Annotated in this window: 18 protein-coding genes; 9 read left to right on the forward strand and 9 right to left on the reverse strand. The window is 67.9% G+C overall.

The features are described 5' to 3' along the window. Positions 1-117 precede the first annotated feature (117 nt). From BMX07_RS01445 to BMX07_RS01460, 4 genes are all read left to right on the forward strand, one after another. Positions 118-1,056: a polysaccharide deacetylase family protein gene (locus BMX07_RS01445; RefSeq protein WP_090612465.1), complete on the forward strand. Its 939-nt coding sequence runs from the start codon at positions 118-120 to the stop codon at positions 1,054-1,056. A 75-nt stretch (positions 1,057-1,131) separates the two neighbouring features. Then, entirely contained in the window at positions 1,132-2,244 is a 1,113-nt protein-coding gene (locus BMX07_RS01450; protein ID WP_090612468.1) for a Gfo/Idh/MocA family protein, read from the forward strand. Further along, positions 2,241-3,173 carry a DUF362 domain-containing protein gene (locus tag BMX07_RS01455; RefSeq protein ID WP_090612476.1) on the forward strand — a complete coding sequence of 311 codons (933 nt, stop codon included), beginning with the start codon at positions 2,241-2,243 and terminating at the stop codon, positions 3,171-3,173. Before BMX07_RS01450 ends, BMX07_RS01455 begins: the two co-directional genes overlap by 4 nt. Beyond that, complete coding sequence (locus BMX07_RS01460) at positions 3,170-4,150, forward strand: NAD-dependent epimerase/dehydratase family protein (protein WP_090612480.1); 981 nt, start codon at positions 3,170-3,172, stop codon at positions 4,148-4,150. The genes BMX07_RS01455 and BMX07_RS01460 overlap by 4 nt, the downstream gene beginning before the upstream one ends. 169 nt (positions 4,151-4,319) lie before the next feature. Here BMX07_RS01460 and BMX07_RS01465 read toward each other — a convergent pair whose 3' ends face one another. After that, a complete protein-coding gene (locus BMX07_RS01465) occupies positions 4,320-5,339 on the reverse strand; it encodes a glycosyltransferase (RefSeq protein WP_090612484.1) in 1,020 nt (339 codons plus the stop codon). Positions 5,340-5,503: 164 nt separating this feature from the next. Between BMX07_RS01465 and BMX07_RS01470 the strand changes: the two genes are divergently transcribed. Together BMX07_RS01470 and BMX07_RS01475 are read left to right on the forward strand one after the other, a co-directional pair. Next, the gene (locus BMX07_RS01470; RefSeq protein ID WP_090612489.1) at positions 5,504-6,604 is read left to right on the forward strand and encodes a DUF354 domain-containing protein; all 1,101 of its coding nucleotides are present in this window, start codon (positions 5,504-5,506) and stop codon (positions 6,602-6,604) included. Positions 6,605-6,709: 105 nt separating this feature from the next. Next, complete coding sequence (locus tag BMX07_RS01475; protein WP_090612492.1) at positions 6,710-6,916, forward strand: hypothetical protein; 207 nt, start codon at positions 6,710-6,712, stop codon at positions 6,914-6,916. A gap of 104 nt (positions 6,917-7,020) precedes the next feature. On the opposite strand, the gene BMX07_RS01480 is transcribed toward BMX07_RS01475, so the two are convergent. From BMX07_RS01480 to BMX07_RS01500, 5 genes are read right to left on the reverse strand one after another with little or no spacing between them, the layout of a single operon-like run. Beyond that, the gene (locus BMX07_RS01480) at positions 7,021-8,112 is read right to left on the reverse strand and encodes a glycosyltransferase family 2 protein (protein ID WP_090612496.1); all 1,092 of its coding nucleotides are present in this window, start codon (positions 8,110-8,112) and stop codon (positions 7,021-7,023) included. Next, positions 8,105-9,568 carry a nucleotide sugar dehydrogenase gene (locus tag BMX07_RS01485; RefSeq protein WP_090612499.1) on the reverse strand — a complete coding sequence of 488 codons (1,464 nt, stop codon included), beginning with the start codon at positions 9,566-9,568 and terminating at the stop codon, positions 8,105-8,107. The genes BMX07_RS01480 and BMX07_RS01485 overlap by 8 nt, the downstream gene beginning before the upstream one ends. Next, the gene (locus tag BMX07_RS01490) at positions 9,568-10,590 is read right to left on the reverse strand and encodes a Gfo/Idh/MocA family protein (RefSeq protein WP_090612503.1); all 1,023 of its coding nucleotides are present in this window, start codon (positions 10,588-10,590) and stop codon (positions 9,568-9,570) included. Before BMX07_RS01490 ends, BMX07_RS01485 begins: the two co-directional genes overlap by 1 nt. Next, positions 10,587-11,786 carry a DegT/DnrJ/EryC1/StrS family aminotransferase gene (locus tag BMX07_RS01495; protein WP_090612506.1) on the reverse strand — a complete coding sequence of 400 codons (1,200 nt, stop codon included), beginning with the start codon at positions 11,784-11,786 and terminating at the stop codon, positions 10,587-10,589. The genes BMX07_RS01490 and BMX07_RS01495 overlap by 4 nt, the downstream gene beginning before the upstream one ends. Further along, positions 11,783-12,373: an acyltransferase gene (locus BMX07_RS01500; RefSeq protein ID WP_090612511.1), complete on the reverse strand. Its 591-nt coding sequence runs from the start codon at positions 12,371-12,373 to the stop codon at positions 11,783-11,785. The genes BMX07_RS01495 and BMX07_RS01500 overlap by 4 nt, the downstream gene beginning before the upstream one ends. A 470-nt stretch (positions 12,374-12,843) precedes the next feature. Here BMX07_RS01500 and BMX07_RS01505 point away from each other — a divergent pair, with 470 nt between their 5' ends. Further along, positions 12,844-13,380, forward strand: a complete 537-nt coding sequence (locus BMX07_RS01505; protein ID WP_090612514.1) for a DUF7344 domain-containing protein — start codon at positions 12,844-12,846, stop codon at positions 13,378-13,380. A gap of 365 nt (positions 13,381-13,745) precedes the next feature. Here the strand turns inward: BMX07_RS01505 and BMX07_RS01510 are convergent, their stop codons facing one another. From BMX07_RS01510 to BMX07_RS01520, 3 genes are all read right to left on the reverse strand, one after another. After that, positions 13,746-14,735 (reverse strand): DUF1616 domain-containing protein, encoded by a 990-nt coding sequence (locus BMX07_RS01510; protein WP_090612517.1) that lies wholly within the window; start codon positions 14,733-14,735, stop codon positions 13,746-13,748. Positions 14,736-14,932: 197 nt separating this feature from the next. Then, positions 14,933-15,208, reverse strand: coding sequence for a PadR family transcriptional regulator (locus BMX07_RS01515; protein WP_090612520.1), 276 nt, complete (start codon positions 15,206-15,208; stop codon positions 14,933-14,935). A gap of 231 nt (positions 15,209-15,439) precedes the next feature. After that, positions 15,440-15,772 carry a winged helix-turn-helix domain-containing protein gene (locus BMX07_RS01520; RefSeq protein ID WP_090612524.1) on the reverse strand — a complete coding sequence of 111 codons (333 nt, stop codon included), beginning with the start codon at positions 15,770-15,772 and terminating at the stop codon, positions 15,440-15,442. A 678-nt stretch (positions 15,773-16,450) separates the two neighbouring features. Between BMX07_RS01520 and BMX07_RS24110 the strand changes: the two genes are divergently transcribed. Then, positions 16,451-16,612, forward strand: coding sequence for a DUF7563 family protein (locus BMX07_RS24110; RefSeq protein ID WP_162834899.1), 162 nt, complete (start codon positions 16,451-16,453; stop codon positions 16,610-16,612). 387 nt (positions 16,613-16,999) lie between these two features. Beyond that, positions 17,000-17,503 (forward strand): DUF7344 domain-containing protein, encoded by a 504-nt coding sequence (locus BMX07_RS01525; RefSeq protein WP_090612529.1) that lies wholly within the window; start codon positions 17,000-17,002, stop codon positions 17,501-17,503. Positions 17,504-17,630 lie beyond the last annotated feature (127 nt).

Genomic DNA, 17,630 nt, shown 5'->3' on the forward strand with positions numbered 1-17,630 from the left:
TCGCGTCCGTCTCGTGCCCCTGACGGGACTCGACCACGGGTTCTACAGGGCGTCCATAACAAAGCCACTCAAACGCGACCGTCCGGATATGAAACGCGTTCAATCGTGGTGGGATCCGTGGGCAGCGTCGTAATTTCCCTCGACGCCGAGCTCGGCTGGGGCTTTCACGACCTCGCCGAGCCGCCGACGGAACGCGTCGAGGCCGGCCGCCGCGGCTGGTCGGTCATGGTCGAACTGTTCGAGGAATTCGACGTGCCGGCGACGTGGGCCGTGGTGGGGCATCTCATGCTCGAGTCCTGTGACGAAACCCACGCCGACCATCCGGCACCGGCGGGCTGGTTCGAACGCGAGCGGACCGACTGGGCCGCCCGCGACGACCTCCGGTTCGGTCCCGACCTCGTCGCCGATATCCTCGAGTCCGACGTCGACCACGAGTTCGCGAGCCACTCCTTTTCGCACGTGTTGTTCGGCCGCCCGGAGACGGACCGCGAACTCGCCGACGCCGAACTCGAGCGCAGTCGCGAACTCGCGGCCGAGTGGAACCAGTCGATCGACTCGTTCGTCTACCCGCGCAACGACATCGGGCACCGCGACGTGCTGGCCGACCACGGAATCGCGGCCTATCGGGGGGGCTCACCGACCCGAGACGGCGTCCGCGGCGTCTTCGACTCGACGATCCGCGATCGGTCGATGCTGGTCGACCCGGCCGTCGACGAACACGGCCTGGTCAACGTTCCGGCCTCGATGTTCCTCTTCGGGTTCGAGGGGCCGGCACGGACGGTCGCAGAGTCGATCTGGGAGGACCCGATGGTCGCCCTGGCCCGCCGCGGGATCGACGAGGCCGCGCACACGGACGGGCTCTTCCACATGTGGCTCCATCCCAACAACCTGACACACGAGCGGGACGACCGGCGGATGCGCGCGATCCTCTCGCACCTCGATAGCCAGCGATCCGCGACCGATCTCACCGTCGAGACGATGGCCGACGTCGCCCGCAGAGTCGCGGGACCTCTGTGCGTTGACGAACGGGCGACCGCGGGCTGGAGCGACGACTGAAGGTAGCCGCTACTCGCCCGCCAGCGCGGGTACGACGACGATAACAAAGCCCGCTGCCGGTCCGTTCTCGGACAGATGGCACCAACGCTTCTGAATCGATTGACCGACTCGAGTGCACTGTCCCTCGGGGTGCTCGGCGTCGGAAACATCGGCATGGTACACCTGAAATCGGCGGTCGCGATGCCCGGCGTCGAGGTAGCGGCGGCCGCCGACGCCGTTCCCGAGAACCGCGACCGCGCCGAACGAGTCGGCGCGTCCCGTACCTACGACGACTACGCGGCGCTGCTCGAGTCCGAGGAGCTGGACGCGGCGGTCGTCGCGCTCCCGCCGTTCCTCCACGCGGACGCCGTCGAGCGCGCCGCCGAGGTCGGCGTCAACGTCTTCGTCGAGAAACCGCTCGCCCGCTCGACCGCGGAGGCCGACGAACTGCTCGCGGCCGCCCGCGAGGCGGGGATCGCCGTCGGCGTCGACCACACGTTGCGCTACCAGCCCGACATGGCCGGTGTCAAGGAGGCCTACGACGAGGGCAGCGTCGGCCACGTCCCCTACGCCTCGATCACGCGGCTCAACGACGGCCCGCTCGGCCGGCCGCCGGCCGACGACGCGCCGCCGTCGTGGCCGCTGGACGCCGACGCGACCGGCGGCGGCTCCCTGCTCGAGCTGGGCGTCCACTGCTTCGACGTCCTCGAGTGGCTGTTCGGCGAGCTCGAGGTCCGGGACGCGTCGATGGGGCGGACCCTCGAGATCGACGTCGAGGACGCCGCGACCGTCCTCATGGACGCGCCGGAGACGGGAACGACGATCACGCTCCACTGCGGCTCCTACCAGTGGGAGCAGCTCCCGGAAGTCAACACCCGGCTGCGCCTCGAGGGCGTGACGGGGACGATCAGCAACCAGGACCACTTACCGGGGAACTTCTACGCGGGCGCGGCCACGTCGGCCCTCTCGAACGTCGCCAGTCGCCTCACGAGCGACGAGCCGGACGTCTTCGGCCCGACCTTCTACCTGCAGGCGCACTACGACGCGCTGGCGGACTTCTGTGACGCCGTCCGCGAGGGCGAGCGGCCGCCGGTCGACGGGACCGACGGTCGTCGCACGCTGGCCCTCGCCGAACGGGCCTACGACCTGGCCGCCGAGGCGGACGACGACGAGATCGACGGCCTCGAGACCCCGGAGGTGACCCTATGAGCGCGGCCCCGGTCCGGGCCGTCGGCGTCGACGCCGGCGACCGCCGCGGCGGCTGGGTCCCCGATATCGACGCCCGAATGGCCGCCCTCGAGTCCCCCGTTCGCGACGTCGTCGAGTCCGTGCGCGAGCCGCTCGCGGACGCCGATCGAATCACGCTCGTTCCGGACGCCCAGTACCCGTTCCACCCCTCGTCGGGGATGATCGCCGACCCCGCCGTCGTCGGCTCGCTCGTCGCTCGCCTCGAGCGCCGGACGGACGCCGCCGTGGCGGTCGCCGGACTGACCGACGATCGCATCGCTTTCGAGCGGACCGCCGAGTATCTGGGATACGCGGGCCTGCTCGAGCGGTTCGACGCGGAACTCGTCGATCTGGCGACCGAACCCTGGACGAACGACAGCTGCGAGGTCGACGGGAGTCCGGTCGCGGTGTCGGTACCGAACCGGCTCGCCGACGGGGCGGTCGTCGTCGTCCCGTCGCTGCGGCCGACCGAGGACGGGCCGGTCGCGGGCGCGATGCGAACGCTCGCGTCGGTCGTCGACTGCGACGACGCGCCCGAGCGCGTTCCGGTCGCGGCGACGCGCGTCGTCGACCCCGCGGCCGCCGTTCTGGACGCGACGACCGCCTACGGCGGGAAGCCCGCCGCCGGGAACGCGCTGTTCGCGGGGCCGGTTCCGGCCGTCGACGCCGTCGCCACGTCACTCCTCGGCCGATCGATCGAGACCGACGGCGCGCTCGAGATCGCCCGCGGGGACGAGGGACCGGTCACCGTCGAGGGGCGTGGCGTGGACTTCGACGGCCTTCGTGACCGCATTCCCGACGGCGAGTTGCCGTCGGCGGACGAGACCCATCCCGCCGTCTCGACGGCGTACCGCGTCTACGCTGCGATCGCCGGCGACGCCGTTCCGCCCCAGCTCGAGGGTGGTCGATGACCGCGACGACCGACTCCCCCACCGCGGCGGTCACCGGCGCGACCGGCTTCCTCGGCTCGCGGCTCTGTGACCGCCTGCTCGAGGAAGGATGGACCGTCCGCGGACTCAGCCGCCCGACTTCGGAGCGCGGCGATCTCGACGACGTCGAGTGGTACGTCGGCGACATCCTCGACGAGGAGACGCTGCGAGAACTCGTGGACGGAGCAGACGCCGTCTTCCACCTCGCGGGGATCGGCCTCTGGAGCGCCGGCCCCGGGACCGTCTGGGAAGTCAACCGCGACGGGACCGAGCACCTGCTCGAGGCCTGCCGCGACGGCGACGTGGGACGGGTGGTGTTCACCAGTACCTCCGGGACGCGCCGTCCGCAGGGAGACGACGACTTCGCGGACGAGACGGACGTGGCCGAACCGATCGGTGCCTATCAGGCCTCGAAAGCCGAGGCCGAGCAGTTGGTCGATCGGTACGCCGACGCGGACGGGGACGCCGTCACCGTCCACCCGACGTCGATCTTCGGCCCCGGCGACGAGGCGTTCACCGCCCAGTTGCTCTCGATGGGCGTCGAACGAACGATGCCCGCACACCTCCCCGGCGGCCTGAGCATCGTCGGCGTTTCGGACGTCGTCGACGGCCTCCTCGCGGCGTACGACCGCGGCACGACCGGCGAGCACTACATCCTCGGCGGCGAGAACCTCACCTACGACCGGGCGGTCTCCCGGATCGCGGACGCGGCCGACGGCTCGCCAGCCCGGATTCGCGTTCCCGCGGCCGCCATCCACGCCGCCGGCCCGGTCGCCGAGGTCGTCGACGCCGTCGCCGATCGGCGGATGTTTCCCTTCGACCGAGAGATGGCCCGGCTCGCGACCCAGCGGCTGTTCTACACCTCGCGGAAAGCCAACGAGGAGTTAGGGTACGAGTACCGGCCGCTCGAGGCCCACGTGCCCGAAGCGATGGAGTGGTACCGGGCGGAAGTCCGGTAGGCCAGTGAGACTCCCTCACCACCCGATCGAGTGCGAGCTAGCTGAAGCCGACTCCAACCGCTGCTCGACCGCACGGTTCGCCGATCCTTCCGAACGCTCCCGCTCGGTGGGCGATATCTGCTCGTCGAACTGGAAGCCGGCAGCGGGCTCGTGCTCGTACCGGACCGTTTTACTCGAGCCCGGCCGCGCTCTCCGTGCGCCGATTCTCCCCGTCGGTCTCGGCCTCGACCTCGACCTCGGCCTCGGCTTCGGTCTCGATGACCCGCCCGGCGACCCGCTCGTACACCTCGAGCATCCGGTCGGCCGTCCGGTCGATGCTGACCTCGCGGGCGGCGGCTCGGCCGTTCGATCGCTCGTCGCGCTCGAGGACGGCGAGCAGCCCCTGAATCAGTTCCTCGTCGTTCGCGGCGACGTACGAGGGGTCGACGCCGGCCAGCCGTTCGCGGACGTCGCCGACGTCGACGGCGACCACCGGCAGGTTACAGGCCAGGGCTTCCTTCACCGAGTTGGGCGATCCCTCGCTGTGGGAGGTCAACAGGAGCGCGTCGGCGGCGTTCATGTAGTCCGGAACGGCGTCGTGATCGACGCCGGAGACGGTCCGGAGCCTGACGGGTCGCTCGAGGAGATTGTCGACGACGGTCACGACGCGCTCGGCCCGCGGGTAATTTTTCACGTCCCGCGCGGGCGAGTAGGGGAAGAGTACCTCGCACGCGTCCTCGTCGTCGTCCCACCCGACGCTCGCCTTGGCACCGTCCTGCGGTTCGGGCCGAAACGTCTCCAGGTCGACGCCGTCCGGGATCACCGTACAGTCGCGGCCCAGAACGTCGCGCATCTCCGCGGACATGACGACGACCGCGTCACAGAAGGGCGCGGCGAGTCGGCTGATCGGGGCGACCGGACCGTGCACGTCCGATCCCCACAGCGAGAGGACGACCGGCGTGCGGACCTGTGCGAGCGCCATCGGTGCCGTCAGCCCGTAGTGGGCGTGGATCAGGTCGTAGCCGTTCCTCGCCTCCCGGACGACTCTCGGGACGGTCCGGACGTAGTCCGTCGGTCCACGAGCGGTGTCGGCGTCGACCTCGCCAGCGACCGACACCGTCGAAAAGGAGACGCCTCGATCCTCGAGCGCGGCCATCTGCTCGGTCATGAAGGGTGCGTCTTCGTTCGCCGTGACTGTGAGGACGTGCATCTCGAGCTACGGAACGCGACGCGCTGGGGCCGCTTTGTTATCCGCTGGCCCTCGCGAGTCATCTTCACGTACACCTAGATGTGCGATCCGTATACGGTGATTTCCGGCCGACGACCACCGTAGCGATGCTATTACAAAGGGTCGACGGCGGCTATCTGTAGCCGATGCGGATCCTCGTCTTGGCTAATACGCCCGCACACGTCCACCAGTATCGACACGCCGTCGACCGCCTCGAGCGAGCGGGACACGACGTGCTCGTCCTCACCCGCGAGTATGCCTGTACGACCGACCTACTCGACTACTTCGACATGCCCTACCGCGTGTACGGCGAGCACGCGACGGAGGCCTACTCGAAGCTCCAGTTCGCGCGCGAGCTCGGCGGCCAGTTCCGCACGATCGGCACCGAGGCGATCCGGTTCGGTCCCGACGTCGTCTTCGGCCGCGGCCCCTACGCGGCCTTCGCCGGCACGCTCACGCGGACGCCGGTCGTTCTGGTGCTCGACGACGAACCCGGGGACTTCAACCACACCGTCTCGCGTCCCTTCGCCGACTGCATCCTCTCGCCCGCGGTCACTCGTCGCGACCTCGGCGACGCTCACTACACCTTCGACGGCTTCAAAGAGTGCGCCTATCTCCACCCCGACGTCTTCGAGCCGAACGAAGACATCCGGGAGTACCTCGACGTCGATCGGGACGAACCGTACGTCCTCGTCCGGTTCAACGCGCTCGACGCGCTCCACGACACCGATATCGAGGGGTTCCGGCCGGAGCAGCGCCGGGATCTGATCGAACGCCTGAGCGAGTCGGCGACGGTCTTCGTCTCGGACGAGGGCGGCGAGATGGACCTCCGAACCCTCCCCGCGCGGCCGTACGACCTCCATCCAGCACTGATCCACGACGCGATGGCCGAAGCCTCGCTACTGGTCGCCGACACCGGCACGATGGCCACCGAGGCCGCCCTGCTCGGGACGCCGGCCTTCCGCTACCGCGGCACCGACGACCACGAGTACGGCGAGTTCCGGGAACTCGAGCGCGCCGGTCTGGCCGAGCAGTTCGACGAGTACGACGCCGTCCGGGATCGCTCGCTCGAGATCCTCGCCGACGAGGGCGCAGCAGAACGGTGGCAGGAGCGCCGGCGGGAGTACGTCGGCGACCTCGTGAACCTGACGGACCTTCTGGTCGACGTCGCCCGGTCCCGCGGCGAACTCGAGCGCCTGGACCGGTCGACGAAGCGAGTGCTGCAGCCGCGCTCGCAGTCGATCTAACGGCGTTGCTACCCGTCGCTCGATCCATAACGATCGATCCTGTTATATCTAAAATCACGAAACACTTTTACTGATCTTCGGAATAACGTCGACTACCCCCGTTCTATGAGTCTCTCCACACTGCTCAGTGAACTGTTCTCCGGTGCGGGTTCGGGAACGGAATCGCCCGAAACCGCGACCGAAAACGGAGACGATGTCTCGTCCGTCACGGTCGTCCACGAGTGTCGGAACTGCGGGACGAACGTCTCGGTCGGAACGTGCACGTGTCCGGCCTGTGAGAGCGAGGACATCGTGAGCTACTCGATCGAGTGACCGCCGCCTGGACTCGACGCGCATCGAGACGGCGTCTCGAGCGTCCGATAGCCGTCGCAAAATCGAATCGACACCGGCGCTGACCCGCTCCTCGAACGACGTCGCTACCGCACGCCCCGCTGCGCGGGCGCTCGATCGTCGCGGTCGCGGTCGTCGACCCGCTCGTCGTCCGGGTCTCCCTCCGCGCACGGCACCTCGAGTTCCTCGTTCGCCTCGGCGTCGAGCCTGATGGCAGTCCCGAGCGAGACGAGGCCGAGCAGGACGGCGACGAACGAGGAGACGCCGCCGGTGAACCCGTCCCGTCCGTTCGCCGCTCGAGCGGCCGACCCGAGCAGGCCCGCCGCCCCGCCGGCCAGGCCCGCCGCTCCGACGGCGTAGTAGACGACAGCCGGGTTGAACGAACGGACCAGGTATCTGGTCTTCAGTCGCCAGCAGAAACTCCGGAGCAACAGCAGCGAGACGAACCGAACGAACGGCACGTACTTGATGCTGCTCTCCTCGTCGCCGTACACGGCCGACATCGGGACGTCCGCGACCCGGAACCCCGCCACGTTGAGATGCGTCAGCAAGTGATTGAGGAAGCCGTACTGGTCGGTGATCGACTCGAGGTCGAGCGCCTCGATCGCCTCCCGCGAGATGGCGGTGTAGCCGTTCTGGGGATCGCCGATCGACCAGTAGCCGGAGGCGAACTTCGAGAGGCCGGTCAGCATGGCGTTGCCGACGAACCGGAACGTCGACATGTCCTCGCGGTCCGCCGGGCTGCGCAGCCGGTTCCCCTTCGCGTAGTCGGCCTCGCCGGTGACGACCGGGTCGACGATCCGATCGAGGATCGCCGGGTCCATCTGGCCGTCACCGTTCATCACGGCGACGACGTCCATCCCGTCCTCGGCGGCGCGGCGATAGCCGGTCTTGACCGCCGCGCCGTAGCCGTGGTTCTCCTCGTGGCGGATCGGCACGACGCGGCGGTCGTCGCCGCCGTCGGCCACCGCGAGCGTCGACTCCGCCGGTTCGTCCGCCGCGGCTTCGTTGACGTTCTCGGCGACCCGCTGGATCACGTCCCAGCTCTCGTCGGGGGAACGGTCGTCGACGGCGTAGATCCGATCGACGAAGTCCGGCACCGTCTCGATGACGCGGCCGACGAACGCCGCCTCGTCGTAGGCCGTAACGACGACGCCGATCCGGTTGCCCTTATACATCGTTTCCCCCGTCGGTGGTCGCGCTCATCGGTTCCGCGTCGCCGCGTTCGGTTCCGCTCCCGCGATCGTCCGCCCCCCGCGGCGATCGGCCGTCGCTCGAGCCCGCGAGGTCGTACTCGCGGTGGGCCGTCTCCGAGAGGTCGACCGCGTCCCGGCCGTCGACGACGACCATCGGCTCGAGCGCCGGCCAGTCGATCCGGTCGAACGCGGCGTGGGGTGTGACGACCACGGCGGCGTCGAACGCCTCGTCGGCCAACTCGTCGGCCGCGACCGGACGTGCGCCGTACGCCGCCGGATCCACGAGCGGATCGACGCCCGCGACGTCGGCCGCCCGCTCGCGCAGTTCGTCGATCATCGCCAGCGCGGGCGAGGCCCGCGTCTCCCTGACGCCGGGGCGGTACGTGAGCCCGAGGACGGCGACCGACGCGTCCGCGAGGTCGGTGTCGATTCCGGCGAGTTCGCGCTCGAGCCGGTCGACCACGACCGACGGCATCTCGTCGTTGACCCGGCGGGCCGTTCGCGTCACGGCCATGGGCTCGTCGGTCCGGCCGAGCAGGAAGTGCGGGTAGTAGGGGATGCAGTGGCCGCCGACGCCCGGACCGGGGTCGTGCAGCTGGCACATCGGCAGGTCGTTCGCCGTCTCGATCGCCTCGCGAACGGAGACGCCGAGTTCGTCCGCGAGCCGACCCAGCTCGTTGGCCAGGCCGATGTTGACGTCGCGGTAGATCCCCTCGAAGACCTTGACCGCTTCCGCGGTCGTCGCGTCCGAGACGGGGTGGACCGCGGCGTCCGAGAGCTCGTCGTAGACGACCGTCGCGGCTCGAGTGCTCTCGTCGTCGACGCCGCCGACGACTTTCGGGTACTCGCCGCGGATGTCCCGCAGCGCCGTCCCCGACGCGGTCCGCTCCGGACAGAACGCGAGGCCGAACTCGTCGGGCTCGAGGCCGCTCTCGCTCGCGAGGTGGGGTCGGAGGACGTCGCGACAGGTGCCCGGCGGGAGCGTGGACTCGGCGATCACCAGATCGCCGGGCGCGAGGCCGGTCGCGATGTCGTCGGCGACCGACTCGACCGTCGCGAGCGCCGGCTCGTTCTCGTCGTCCAGCAGCGTCGGGACGATGACGACGTGGACCCGCGCCGCGTCGGCCGCCGCCGCCCCGTCGGTCGTCGCCTCGAGCCGCCCGGCCGCGACTTGCTCGGCGACGACCTCGTCGAGGCCGGGTTCGCCGACGACGTGGCTCTCGCCGCCGGCGATCCGTTCGACGACCGTCGGATCGACGTCGACGCCGGTCACGTTCCCCGTCGTCTCCGCGTAGACTGCCGCGAGCGGGAGCCCCATCTTGCCGAGCCCGTAGACCGCGACCGGAACCTCGCCGCTCGTCAGCCGGTCGCGCTGTCGCTCCGGCGCGAGCGGCGAGCCGTAGAGCCCGTCGGTGTCGTCCGGCGAGCGCTCCGCCATCAGGCTTCCACCTCCCGTTCCCGCGACGGTTCGTCGTCTGCGTCGGTCGGCCCCGTCGCGAGCCGATCGATCAGTTGCACCGTCTCGAGGGCCCGGATGCCGTCCTGGGCGGTGACCTCCGGCTCGGTCCCGTCACGGACGGCCTCGACGAACGACTCGAGTTCGTATCGCAGCGGCTCGCCGGTGTCGACGTGGGGGCGCTCGACGACGCTCTCGTGGCGGTACCGGGGCTGGCCGTCGCCCGAGAGGTACTCGGGGTAGGAATCCCGGTGGATCAACACCGACTGCTCGAGGTAGTCGACCTCGACGAGACACTCGCGGGCGGTGACGGTGAGTTTCCGCACCTTCTTCTGGGTGACTCGGCTCGCCGTCACCGTCGCGACGGCGTCCTCGTACTCGATCGTCGCGGTGGCGTACTGGCCGCTCTCGGTCCCCATCGCGGCGACCGAGTGGGGTTTGTCGTCGAGAATCGAGCCGACGACGTCGACGTCGTGGACCATCAGGTCGTAGATGACGTTACCCGGGGCCATCCGGTCGATGGGCGGGCCGAGCCGTTCGGCCTGGATGCTGATCACGTCCAGGTCGTCGATCAGCTCCGCGACCGTCTGGACCGCCGGATTGAACCGCTCGATGTGGCCGACCTGCAGTACCAGCCCCGCTTCCCGAGCCTGCTCGGCCAGTCGCTGGCCCTCCTCGACGGACTCGGCGATCGGCTTCTCGACCAGCACGTGCACGCCCGCCTCGAGACAGGTCGAGACCACGTCGTAGTGGACGTGGGTCGGAACCGCCACCGTGACGACGTCACAGCGCTCCAGCAGCGTCTCGAGGGTGACTGGCTCGGTATCGAACTCGCTCGCGACTCGCCGGGCGAGGTCCTCGTCGCGGTCGGTGATGCCGGCCAGGTCGACGGTCGGTAGTTCGGCGTAGACCCGTGCGTGGTTCTCGCCCATCGAACCGACGCCGATGACGCCGGCACGAATCTGTTCCTCACTCGTCGCGTCCGTCCGTCTGTTCGTACTCATTGGGTGGTGTAGTGGTCGCGAACTGCTTCGACGACGGTCCGCCGGTCGCGCTCCGAGACGCCGGGATGGACGGGAAGCGAGAGGACTTCGTCGGCGGCCCGTTCGGCCTCCGGTAACGTCGCCGCCGCCGTACTGATCGTCTCGTAGGCCGGCTGGCGGTGAATCGGCGTCCCGTAGTAGATGCCGGTCCCCACGTCGCGCTCCGAGAGGCTCGCCTCGAGCGCGTCCCGCTCGTCGGTTCGTATCGTGTACTGGTGGTAGACGTGGCGGGACCCGGTCGGCTCCGTCGGCGTCTCGAGCGGGAGATCGGCGAACCGATCGTCGTAGAAGACGGCGATCTCTCGGCGCGCGCGGTTGAAGTCGGACAGGCGCTCGAGCTGGGTGCGGCCGATCGCCGCGCCGATGCTCGTCAGCCGGTAGTTGTGCCCGAGATCGACGTGGTCGTAGCCGCCGGTTCCGCTCACGTTCCGGCCGTGGTTGACGTAGCTCGCCGCGCGGTCGGCCACGTCGTCGCGGTCGGTGACGATCATCCCGCCCTCGCCGGTGGTCATGTTCTTCGTCGGGTAGAACGAGAAGCACGCGGCGTCGCCGAACGCCCCGACTCGCCGGCCGTCGACTTTCGCCCCGTGGGCCTGGCACGCGTCCTCGAGGACGAACAGCTCGTGTTCGTCCGCGATGTCGCACAGCGCCGGCATGTCCGCCGGCAGTCCGTAGAGATGAACGGGGAGGATGCCGACGATGTCGTCACGCTCGCCGAGGACCCGTTCGACGTCGGTCGGGTCCAGCGTGTACGTTTCCGGATCGATGTCGGCGAAGACGGGTTTGCCGCCGGCAAGCCGAATCGCGTTCGCGCTCGCGACGAACGAAAACGGCGAGGTGATCACCGCGTCGCCGTCCTCGACGCCGAGCGCCTCGAGCGCCGCGTGTAACGCGGTCGTCCCGTTGGCCGTCGCGACCGCTTCGTCGGTCCCGCAGTAGGCCGCGAACTCCTCCTCGAAGGCCCTGACTTCCGGCCCATCGGCGAGCCGCCCGTCCTCGAGGACCGATTCGACCCGTCGAACGGCGTCGGCGCTGAGTTCGGGGTCGGCGATCGGCACCGGCGTCGCCTCGCCCTCGAGGTCGGGCTCGGCGTCCGCCGCGTCGCCACCGGTGTCGATGCCGCCGTCGGTCTCCGGGTTCTGTTCGGTATCAGTCATGCGAGCTGATTCTCCCCGTCCAGCGGGTCCGGTAGTTCCCGAACGGTCGCGGGCGCGCCGACGGCCAGGCTGTCGGCCGGGACGTCCTCCGTGACGACCGCACCGGCCGCGACGAAGGCGTTCTCGCCGATCGTGACCCCCGGCAGCAGCGTCGCATTTGCGCCGACGGACGCGCCGTCCTCGATCGTCGGCCCCTCGAGTTCGGCGTCGGTCCGGACGGGGTACTCGTCGTTCGTCAGGACGGCACCGGGCCCGACGAAGACGTTACTGCCGATCGTCGTCTGCGTCGGGACGTAGACGTTCGTCTGGAGGCTGACGTGCGAGCCGATCGTCGTCTGGCCGTCGATAACCGTCTTGGTACCGACGAGGACGTCGTCGCCGATCGTCGTCGCTTCGCGGACGAGGACGTCGTGGCCCGTCGCGAACTCGTCGCCGATCGTCACGTCGCCGTAGACGATCGAACCGGCTCTGATCGTGGCGTCGTCCCCGATCCGGGTCGGCTCGTCGAACTCCCCGTAGCCGACCGTCGCGCCGTCGTCGATCGCACAATCGTCGCCGCGAACGACGTCGCGGACGGCTTCGCTCATCGCGAACCACCACCGCGGTCGCGAGGGTCGCCCCAGTTCTCGTTCGATCGACCGCGACGACGAGGTGTCGCCGCGCCCGTTCGAACCGCTAATCGAGATCGTTGTCGGTCGCGTATTCGTTTCATAGTGAATCGATACCCGCGTGGGCAGTCGTGCTGAAACAGCCGGTAACGAGGCTTTGTTATCCCCGGCTTGAGGGTTCCGTAGCCACGAACTACAGCGTCATCGAGGCCCGCGGGGCGCGTTCGGGAGGAGCCGACCGCTCGCAGCCGTGACCGAGTGCTCGACTCGGGTTAGATCGGTGAAACGTCGAATGTGCCGTCATTCACGGCCGCTAACTGGTATAATGCCCTTTCGAGGGGGTAGCCGAGTGATAGTAAAGTGTCACAGTCTGGCAGACGAGTCCGTGAGGTATCCGACAGCACCCGTGAGACGGGAACGGGATCCGATTCGACACGACGAGGGCATCCATGGCTGACAGCGAGCTCACACAGGCCGAACTGTTCGACGTATTCAGCAACGCGCGCAGACGACGGGCGGTCCAGTACCTGAAACGACAGGGCGGCACCTGTGATCTCGCGCCGCTCGTCGAACAGGTCGCCGCCTGGGAGAACGACACCGACCCCGACGACGTGACGCGGACGCAGCGGCGACGGGTCTACATCTCGCTGTACCAGACCCACCTGCCGATGCTCGAGGACCACGGCATCGTCGACTGGGACCCGGACGGTCACGAGATCGAACTCCTGCCGAGCGAGGACGAGTTCGAACCCTATCTCGATCGCCACCTCGAGGAGCAGCGACCGTGGCACCGACTCTACGCCGGGGTGACGGCGCTCGGCGCCGTCGCGTTCGGACTCTCGGTGTTGGCGGTCGGCCCGCTGACGGCCGCCACGGCACCGGCGGTCACACTGGGTCTCTGTGCCGTCGTTCTCTCCCTCTCGGTCGTCCAGCACGTCTCACGCCGGACGGATCTCGACCTTCCGTTCGGTCTTGCGAGTCGATAGCGTCAGTTACCGTCCGTGCTCGTTCCTGTCGCGTGCCACTGGTCGCACTGGTCGGCCGTCTCGCCGTCCCCGTCGCACGCTCTTCGTCGGGCCATCGCAGACGTTCTTCGCCAGCCGCACCCGTCGCCGTCCGACGCGTCTCGCGTTCGGTCCACTTCGACGCTCGAGTGACGTCTCTCTCGAGTCGTTCACGGGCGATCCGGGGCGATTGCCACGCGCTCGGCACGAGGCGGCGTCTGCGCCTTGGATCGGTGAGCGACGCTGGCGACCGCGGTCGCGCGTCGCCAGCCGCGTGGCCCAGCAGTGCTGCTCGTCGACACCGAAGACGACAGACGCAGTCGAGACGACCCGTCTCCGTCGACGCGCTATTCCCCGGTCACCGTCACCCAGAAGTGGGTCTCCTCCGCGGCGTTCTCGTTCGTCGGCGTGGCCGGCGGCTCGCCGTGATAGAGCAACACGCTGATTCTGACCGTTTCGTTCGCCGCCGCAGTCGGCGTCACCGACTGCTCTCCGGTGCCCGTCGCCCCGTCCGACACGGTCGCGTCGATCCGTCGTAACTCCGTCCGCTCGACGACCTCCCCGTCCTCGAGCGTCTGCTCCTGGACGACGACGGTGTAGTTCTGTTCGCTTCCCTCCTGGTTCTCCACCGCGATCGTGAACGGGATCGATTCGTTCGCCGCGACTTCGCTGGGGAGCGCGCCGGCGACGACTTCCCCGTCCTCGTCCTCGCTGTACAGTCCGAGCTCCGTGTACCCGCCCGCCGACACGGGCAGCAGGAACGCCACGACCAGCGCGCTCACCGCCGTTCCGATCGCGACCACGAGCAGCACCGACGACGCCGTCGCGACCGCCGACTCGTCCCGCCGGAGTCGACCGAGGCTCGCGATGGGGGCGACGGTGAACCGCTTCCCGCTTGCGGTTCGAAGCCGCCGGACGACGCCAAGCTGGGCGAAGACGATCGTCACGAGACCCACCGCGGCCGCGATCGACGTGGTCGTCAGTTCGGTCCCCACGAGCGGCAACGCCAGAACGACCACCGGAACGATCGCGAGCGAGAGGACGAACGCCAGTCCCACGCGTTCGGTGGCGTCGATCCCGCGGGGACGAGCGTCGGCCGTCGTCGCCGCCGTCTCGCGTGCGCTTCGCTCGCCGGCCGGAAACAGAATGGAAACGAGCGCGTAGCCCGGCAGAAACAGAGCGAACGGAACGGTTACGAACAGCCGAAGGGTACTATCGGCCCCGAAGCTCGTCACGACCAAATACGCGAGTATCGCACCGATCGAGACGGCCGCGAGATCGAACGGGTAGCGACGAACGAACCCGAACCGCGTCCAGGAACTCGTTCGATGACTCATCGGCGATCCACCGGCATTCGCCGCTCGGCGGTCGACCGCAGTGCGGACAATACGAGTGCCATTCTCGTCGGCTCATCTCACTCGTTCGTGCTTTGTTATGGCCGTGTTACCGACACGAACGGGCGGCTGTCCGCTCGACGACCGACCTCGGGGCCCCGCTGCTCGCGGCCGCCTCGTTCCGCGCGGCGCTCGAGCGCCTAGAAGTCGACGTACTGTGCCTCCCACTCTCGTCGCTCGTCGATCTGCTGACGGCCGGCATCGGTTATCGCGTAGTAGTTCGTGCGTCTGTCGAGTTGCCCCTTCTCGACCAGCTCCTTGTTGACGAGCGTGTCCAGATTCGGATACAGCCGCCCGTGATTGATCTCCGAACTATAGTACTTCTCGACCTCGTCTTTAACGGTCTGCCCCGACGGTCGGTCAGCACCTGCGATCACGTACAGCAGATCACGCTGGAAGCCGGTCAGATCGTGCATTGCTCAATCACACTGACCGTTCTATTGAGTAGATATTTGTTATCCGTATCATACAGCTTGCGGCGCTCTCAGTTACTTGCGATTACTCGAGCGAAAGTGACTGTTCGACGACCGAAACACGATTTCGAACGAGATACTCGCTCGGCCGCTCGCACGGGCCAGCAGCCGGCGTAATCCGATGGCGTTCACCGCGTCCGTTCGAGTACCAGCTCGCCGACACGCTCGGGACGGTTACTCCCCGGACTCCGAGACTGCGACGTCGATTCCGTCCGCGTCGATTCGCACGCGGAGGACATCGACGGTCGCTTCGTAGGCCGTCGTGTGCGACCCGTCGTCGTCGAACCGCACACACTCCGCCAGAAGATCGCTCTCGAGGAGGTTGTTGATTCGGCGGTAGACGGTCGCCGACGAGCTGTCCGTTCGTTTCGTCAGTTCCTTCGCCGTCTTCGGACCCTCGCTCGTGGCCATGAGGATCGTCCGAGCGCAATCGTCTCCGAGGACGTCGAGCTGGGCCGAAGGGTTGGCTGTCGACTCCGATCGAGTGTTACTCGCTTGCGTTGACATAGTCGTAGTCTCCCATCCGGGACGGGCAGGGGCCGTTCGCTCTCCGTGAGAGGTGACGATTCGAGAGGGCCGTGAGACCGACGGCTGCCGCGGGCTGCGGAGGTCGCCGTGACCGTCTCGCGACCCCTCCACGCGCGCTTCCAGCCGACGGTATCGTCGGACCACCACTGTCGGGGGTTCCACCATTACGTTCCGGCACGAAAATCGGTAAGCGATAGTGGTATTTTATAACGATGTACCTTATCCTCGGCCGCCACGTCGTTCCGCGACGTAAGATCGTATTTCGGTCCGGAAACTACGGCTTTCGACGGATCAGCGGACAGCTCAATCACCAGTTTGAGCGCCGAATGCGGCCCAACACAACTGAATTCGGATTGAGTACTACCGCCGTCTAATTCGGAACGTTGCGGTTTTGAAACGTCTCGCGACCGATATCGGCAGGAAAGCGCGAATTTCTCGGTTCTCAGGCCTGCTTCCCGGGTGAACGGTCAACCTCCTTTATTCACGTTTGCTCCCCTCGATACGATGATGCCCGGACGGGTATCGCGACGAATCGGTGGCGAGCCACCGAGTCGTGCGTCACAGCGGCGTGGATGAGTGCCGGTCGCCGGCGCGATCGATATCCGTCCGAGTACACCCCCACGAACCATGAACTCCACACAACACGATTGGAAGCCCATGGAATCGTCGACAGCCGGCGCTCGGTGTCGAAACTGCGGGACGCACGTCACACAGCAGTTCGCTCGCGTCTTCGGTGACAACGGCGACGTCGTCCACGGCTGTCCGTCCTGTACCACCTATCGCGAGATGCAATCCGGTGGCCATCTCCCCGGCGACTGAACCCCACTGCGGCGAGTTCCGTTTCCACTGCTGTCTACTGCTTTTCACAGCCGATCACAGCACCGTTCGCGGTGACCGCTCCCACTCGTCGACCGCCGGTCTCGGCCCGGCTCCGCTCGTCGGATCGGGTCGCCCTCGTCCTGCCTCGAGGGCGCAGCTGTCACTCGCGACTCGTGACTCGTGACGAATCGCCGTCGGCCTGATATATCACCGCTGGTGACGGCTGTACCGTCTCCTTACGGAGACGGACGAATCGCACCGCCGCTAGCTCCGAGCGGAGGCGGAGCGTACCCTGCAAAAGTTAAAGTTAGTGGTCAGTGAAGTGGGGGTACATGGTCACTGGTGGTGGATTGTCTCTCGAGACGCTGTTCCCCTTTTCACTAATCGATGTCAGTTCAAACGAACAGAACTGAACCGCTCGAGGAGAGCGAGGTGTTTCACATCCTCGGCAACGACAGGCGGCGGGCTATCGTCCAACTGCTCGCGGAGGAAGCCGGACAGGTCGACGTTTCCGACGTCGCGACCGAAATCGCGGCCACCGAGTCCGATACCACGCCCGTTCCGAACAACCTCTACAAGAGCGTCTACGTCTCCCTTCAGCAGACGCACCTCCCGCAGCTCCAGGAAGACGCCGTGATCGAATACGATTCCGACGCGAAGACGATCACGGCCGGTCGTCACTTCGACGACGTCTTGCAGTACGTCGACGGCCACACCGACGATCACTCGCAGGTCCTCCAGCTCCACCTCGGACTCTGTCTGCTCGGCCTCGCGGTCATCGCGCTGGCCGGGCTCGAACTGCCGGTCTTCTCGAGCATCGATCCGGTGCTCGCGAGCGTCCTCGTCTTTCTCGCCGTCGCCGCGAGCAGTCTCTATCGCCTGCTCGGCTGAGACGTCGTGACCGCTGTCGCCGGGGTGCTCGAGACGGCGACAGGACGGAATCGGCAATCCGGGCGCTCGCCGCTCCGTGCTGTGCCTCGTCGACGCTGTCGCGATTCCAGCGGTCGCTCGCGGATCG

This window comes from Natrinema salaciae, assembly GCF_900110865.1.
Classification (GTDB): Archaea; Halobacteriota; Halobacteria; order Halobacteriales; family Natrialbaceae; genus Natrinema; species Natrinema salaciae.

Coding starts and splice junctions, on each gene's coding strand:
- BMX07_RS01450 (WP_090612468.1), top strand. CDS start 1,132: ATGGCACCAACGCTTCTGAATCGATTGACCGACTCGAGTGCACTGTCC.
- BMX07_RS01455 (WP_090612476.1), top strand. CDS start 2,241: ATGAGCGCGGCCCCGGTCCGGGCCGTCGGCGTCGACGCCGGCGACCGC.
- BMX07_RS01460 (WP_090612480.1), top strand. CDS start 3,170: ATGACCGCGACGACCGACTCCCCCACCGCGGCGGTCACCGGCGCGACC.
- BMX07_RS01465 (WP_090612484.1), bottom strand. CDS start 5,339: ATGCACGTCCTCACAGTCACGGCGAACGAAGACGCACCCTTCATGACC.
- BMX07_RS01470 (WP_090612489.1), top strand. CDS start 5,504: ATGCGGATCCTCGTCTTGGCTAATACGCCCGCACACGTCCACCAGTAT.
- BMX07_RS01475 (WP_090612492.1), top strand. CDS start 6,710: ATGAGTCTCTCCACACTGCTCAGTGAACTGTTCTCCGGTGCGGGTTCG.
- BMX07_RS01480 (WP_090612496.1), bottom strand. CDS start 8,112: ATGTATAAGGGCAACCGGATCGGCGTCGTCGTTACGGCCTACGACGAG.
- BMX07_RS01485 (WP_090612499.1), bottom strand. CDS start 9,568: ATGGCGGAGCGCTCGCCGGACGACACCGACGGGCTCTACGGCTCGCCG.
- BMX07_RS01490 (WP_090612503.1), bottom strand. CDS start 10,590: ATGAGTACGAACAGACGGACGGACGCGACGAGTGAGGAACAGATTCGT.
- BMX07_RS01495 (WP_090612506.1), bottom strand. CDS start 11,786: ATGACTGATACCGAACAGAACCCGGAGACCGACGGCGGCATCGACACC.
- BMX07_RS01500 (WP_090612511.1), bottom strand. CDS start 12,373: ATGAGCGAAGCCGTCCGCGACGTCGTTCGCGGCGACGATTGTGCGATC.
- BMX07_RS01505 (WP_090612514.1), top strand. CDS start 12,844: ATGGCTGACAGCGAGCTCACACAGGCCGAACTGTTCGACGTATTCAGC.
- BMX07_RS01510 (WP_090612517.1), bottom strand. CDS start 14,735: ATGAGTCATCGAACGAGTTCCTGGACGCGGTTCGGGTTCGTTCGTCGC.
- BMX07_RS01515 (WP_090612520.1), bottom strand. CDS start 15,208: ATGCACGATCTGACCGGCTTCCAGCGTGATCTGCTGTACGTGATCGCA.
- BMX07_RS01520 (WP_090612524.1), bottom strand. CDS start 15,772: ATGTCAACGCAAGCGAGTAACACTCGATCGGAGTCGACAGCCAACCCT.
- BMX07_RS24110 (WP_162834899.1), top strand. CDS start 16,451: ATGGAATCGTCGACAGCCGGCGCTCGGTGTCGAAACTGCGGGACGCAC.
- BMX07_RS01525 (WP_090612529.1), top strand. CDS start 17,000: ATGTCAGTTCAAACGAACAGAACTGAACCGCTCGAGGAGAGCGAGGTG.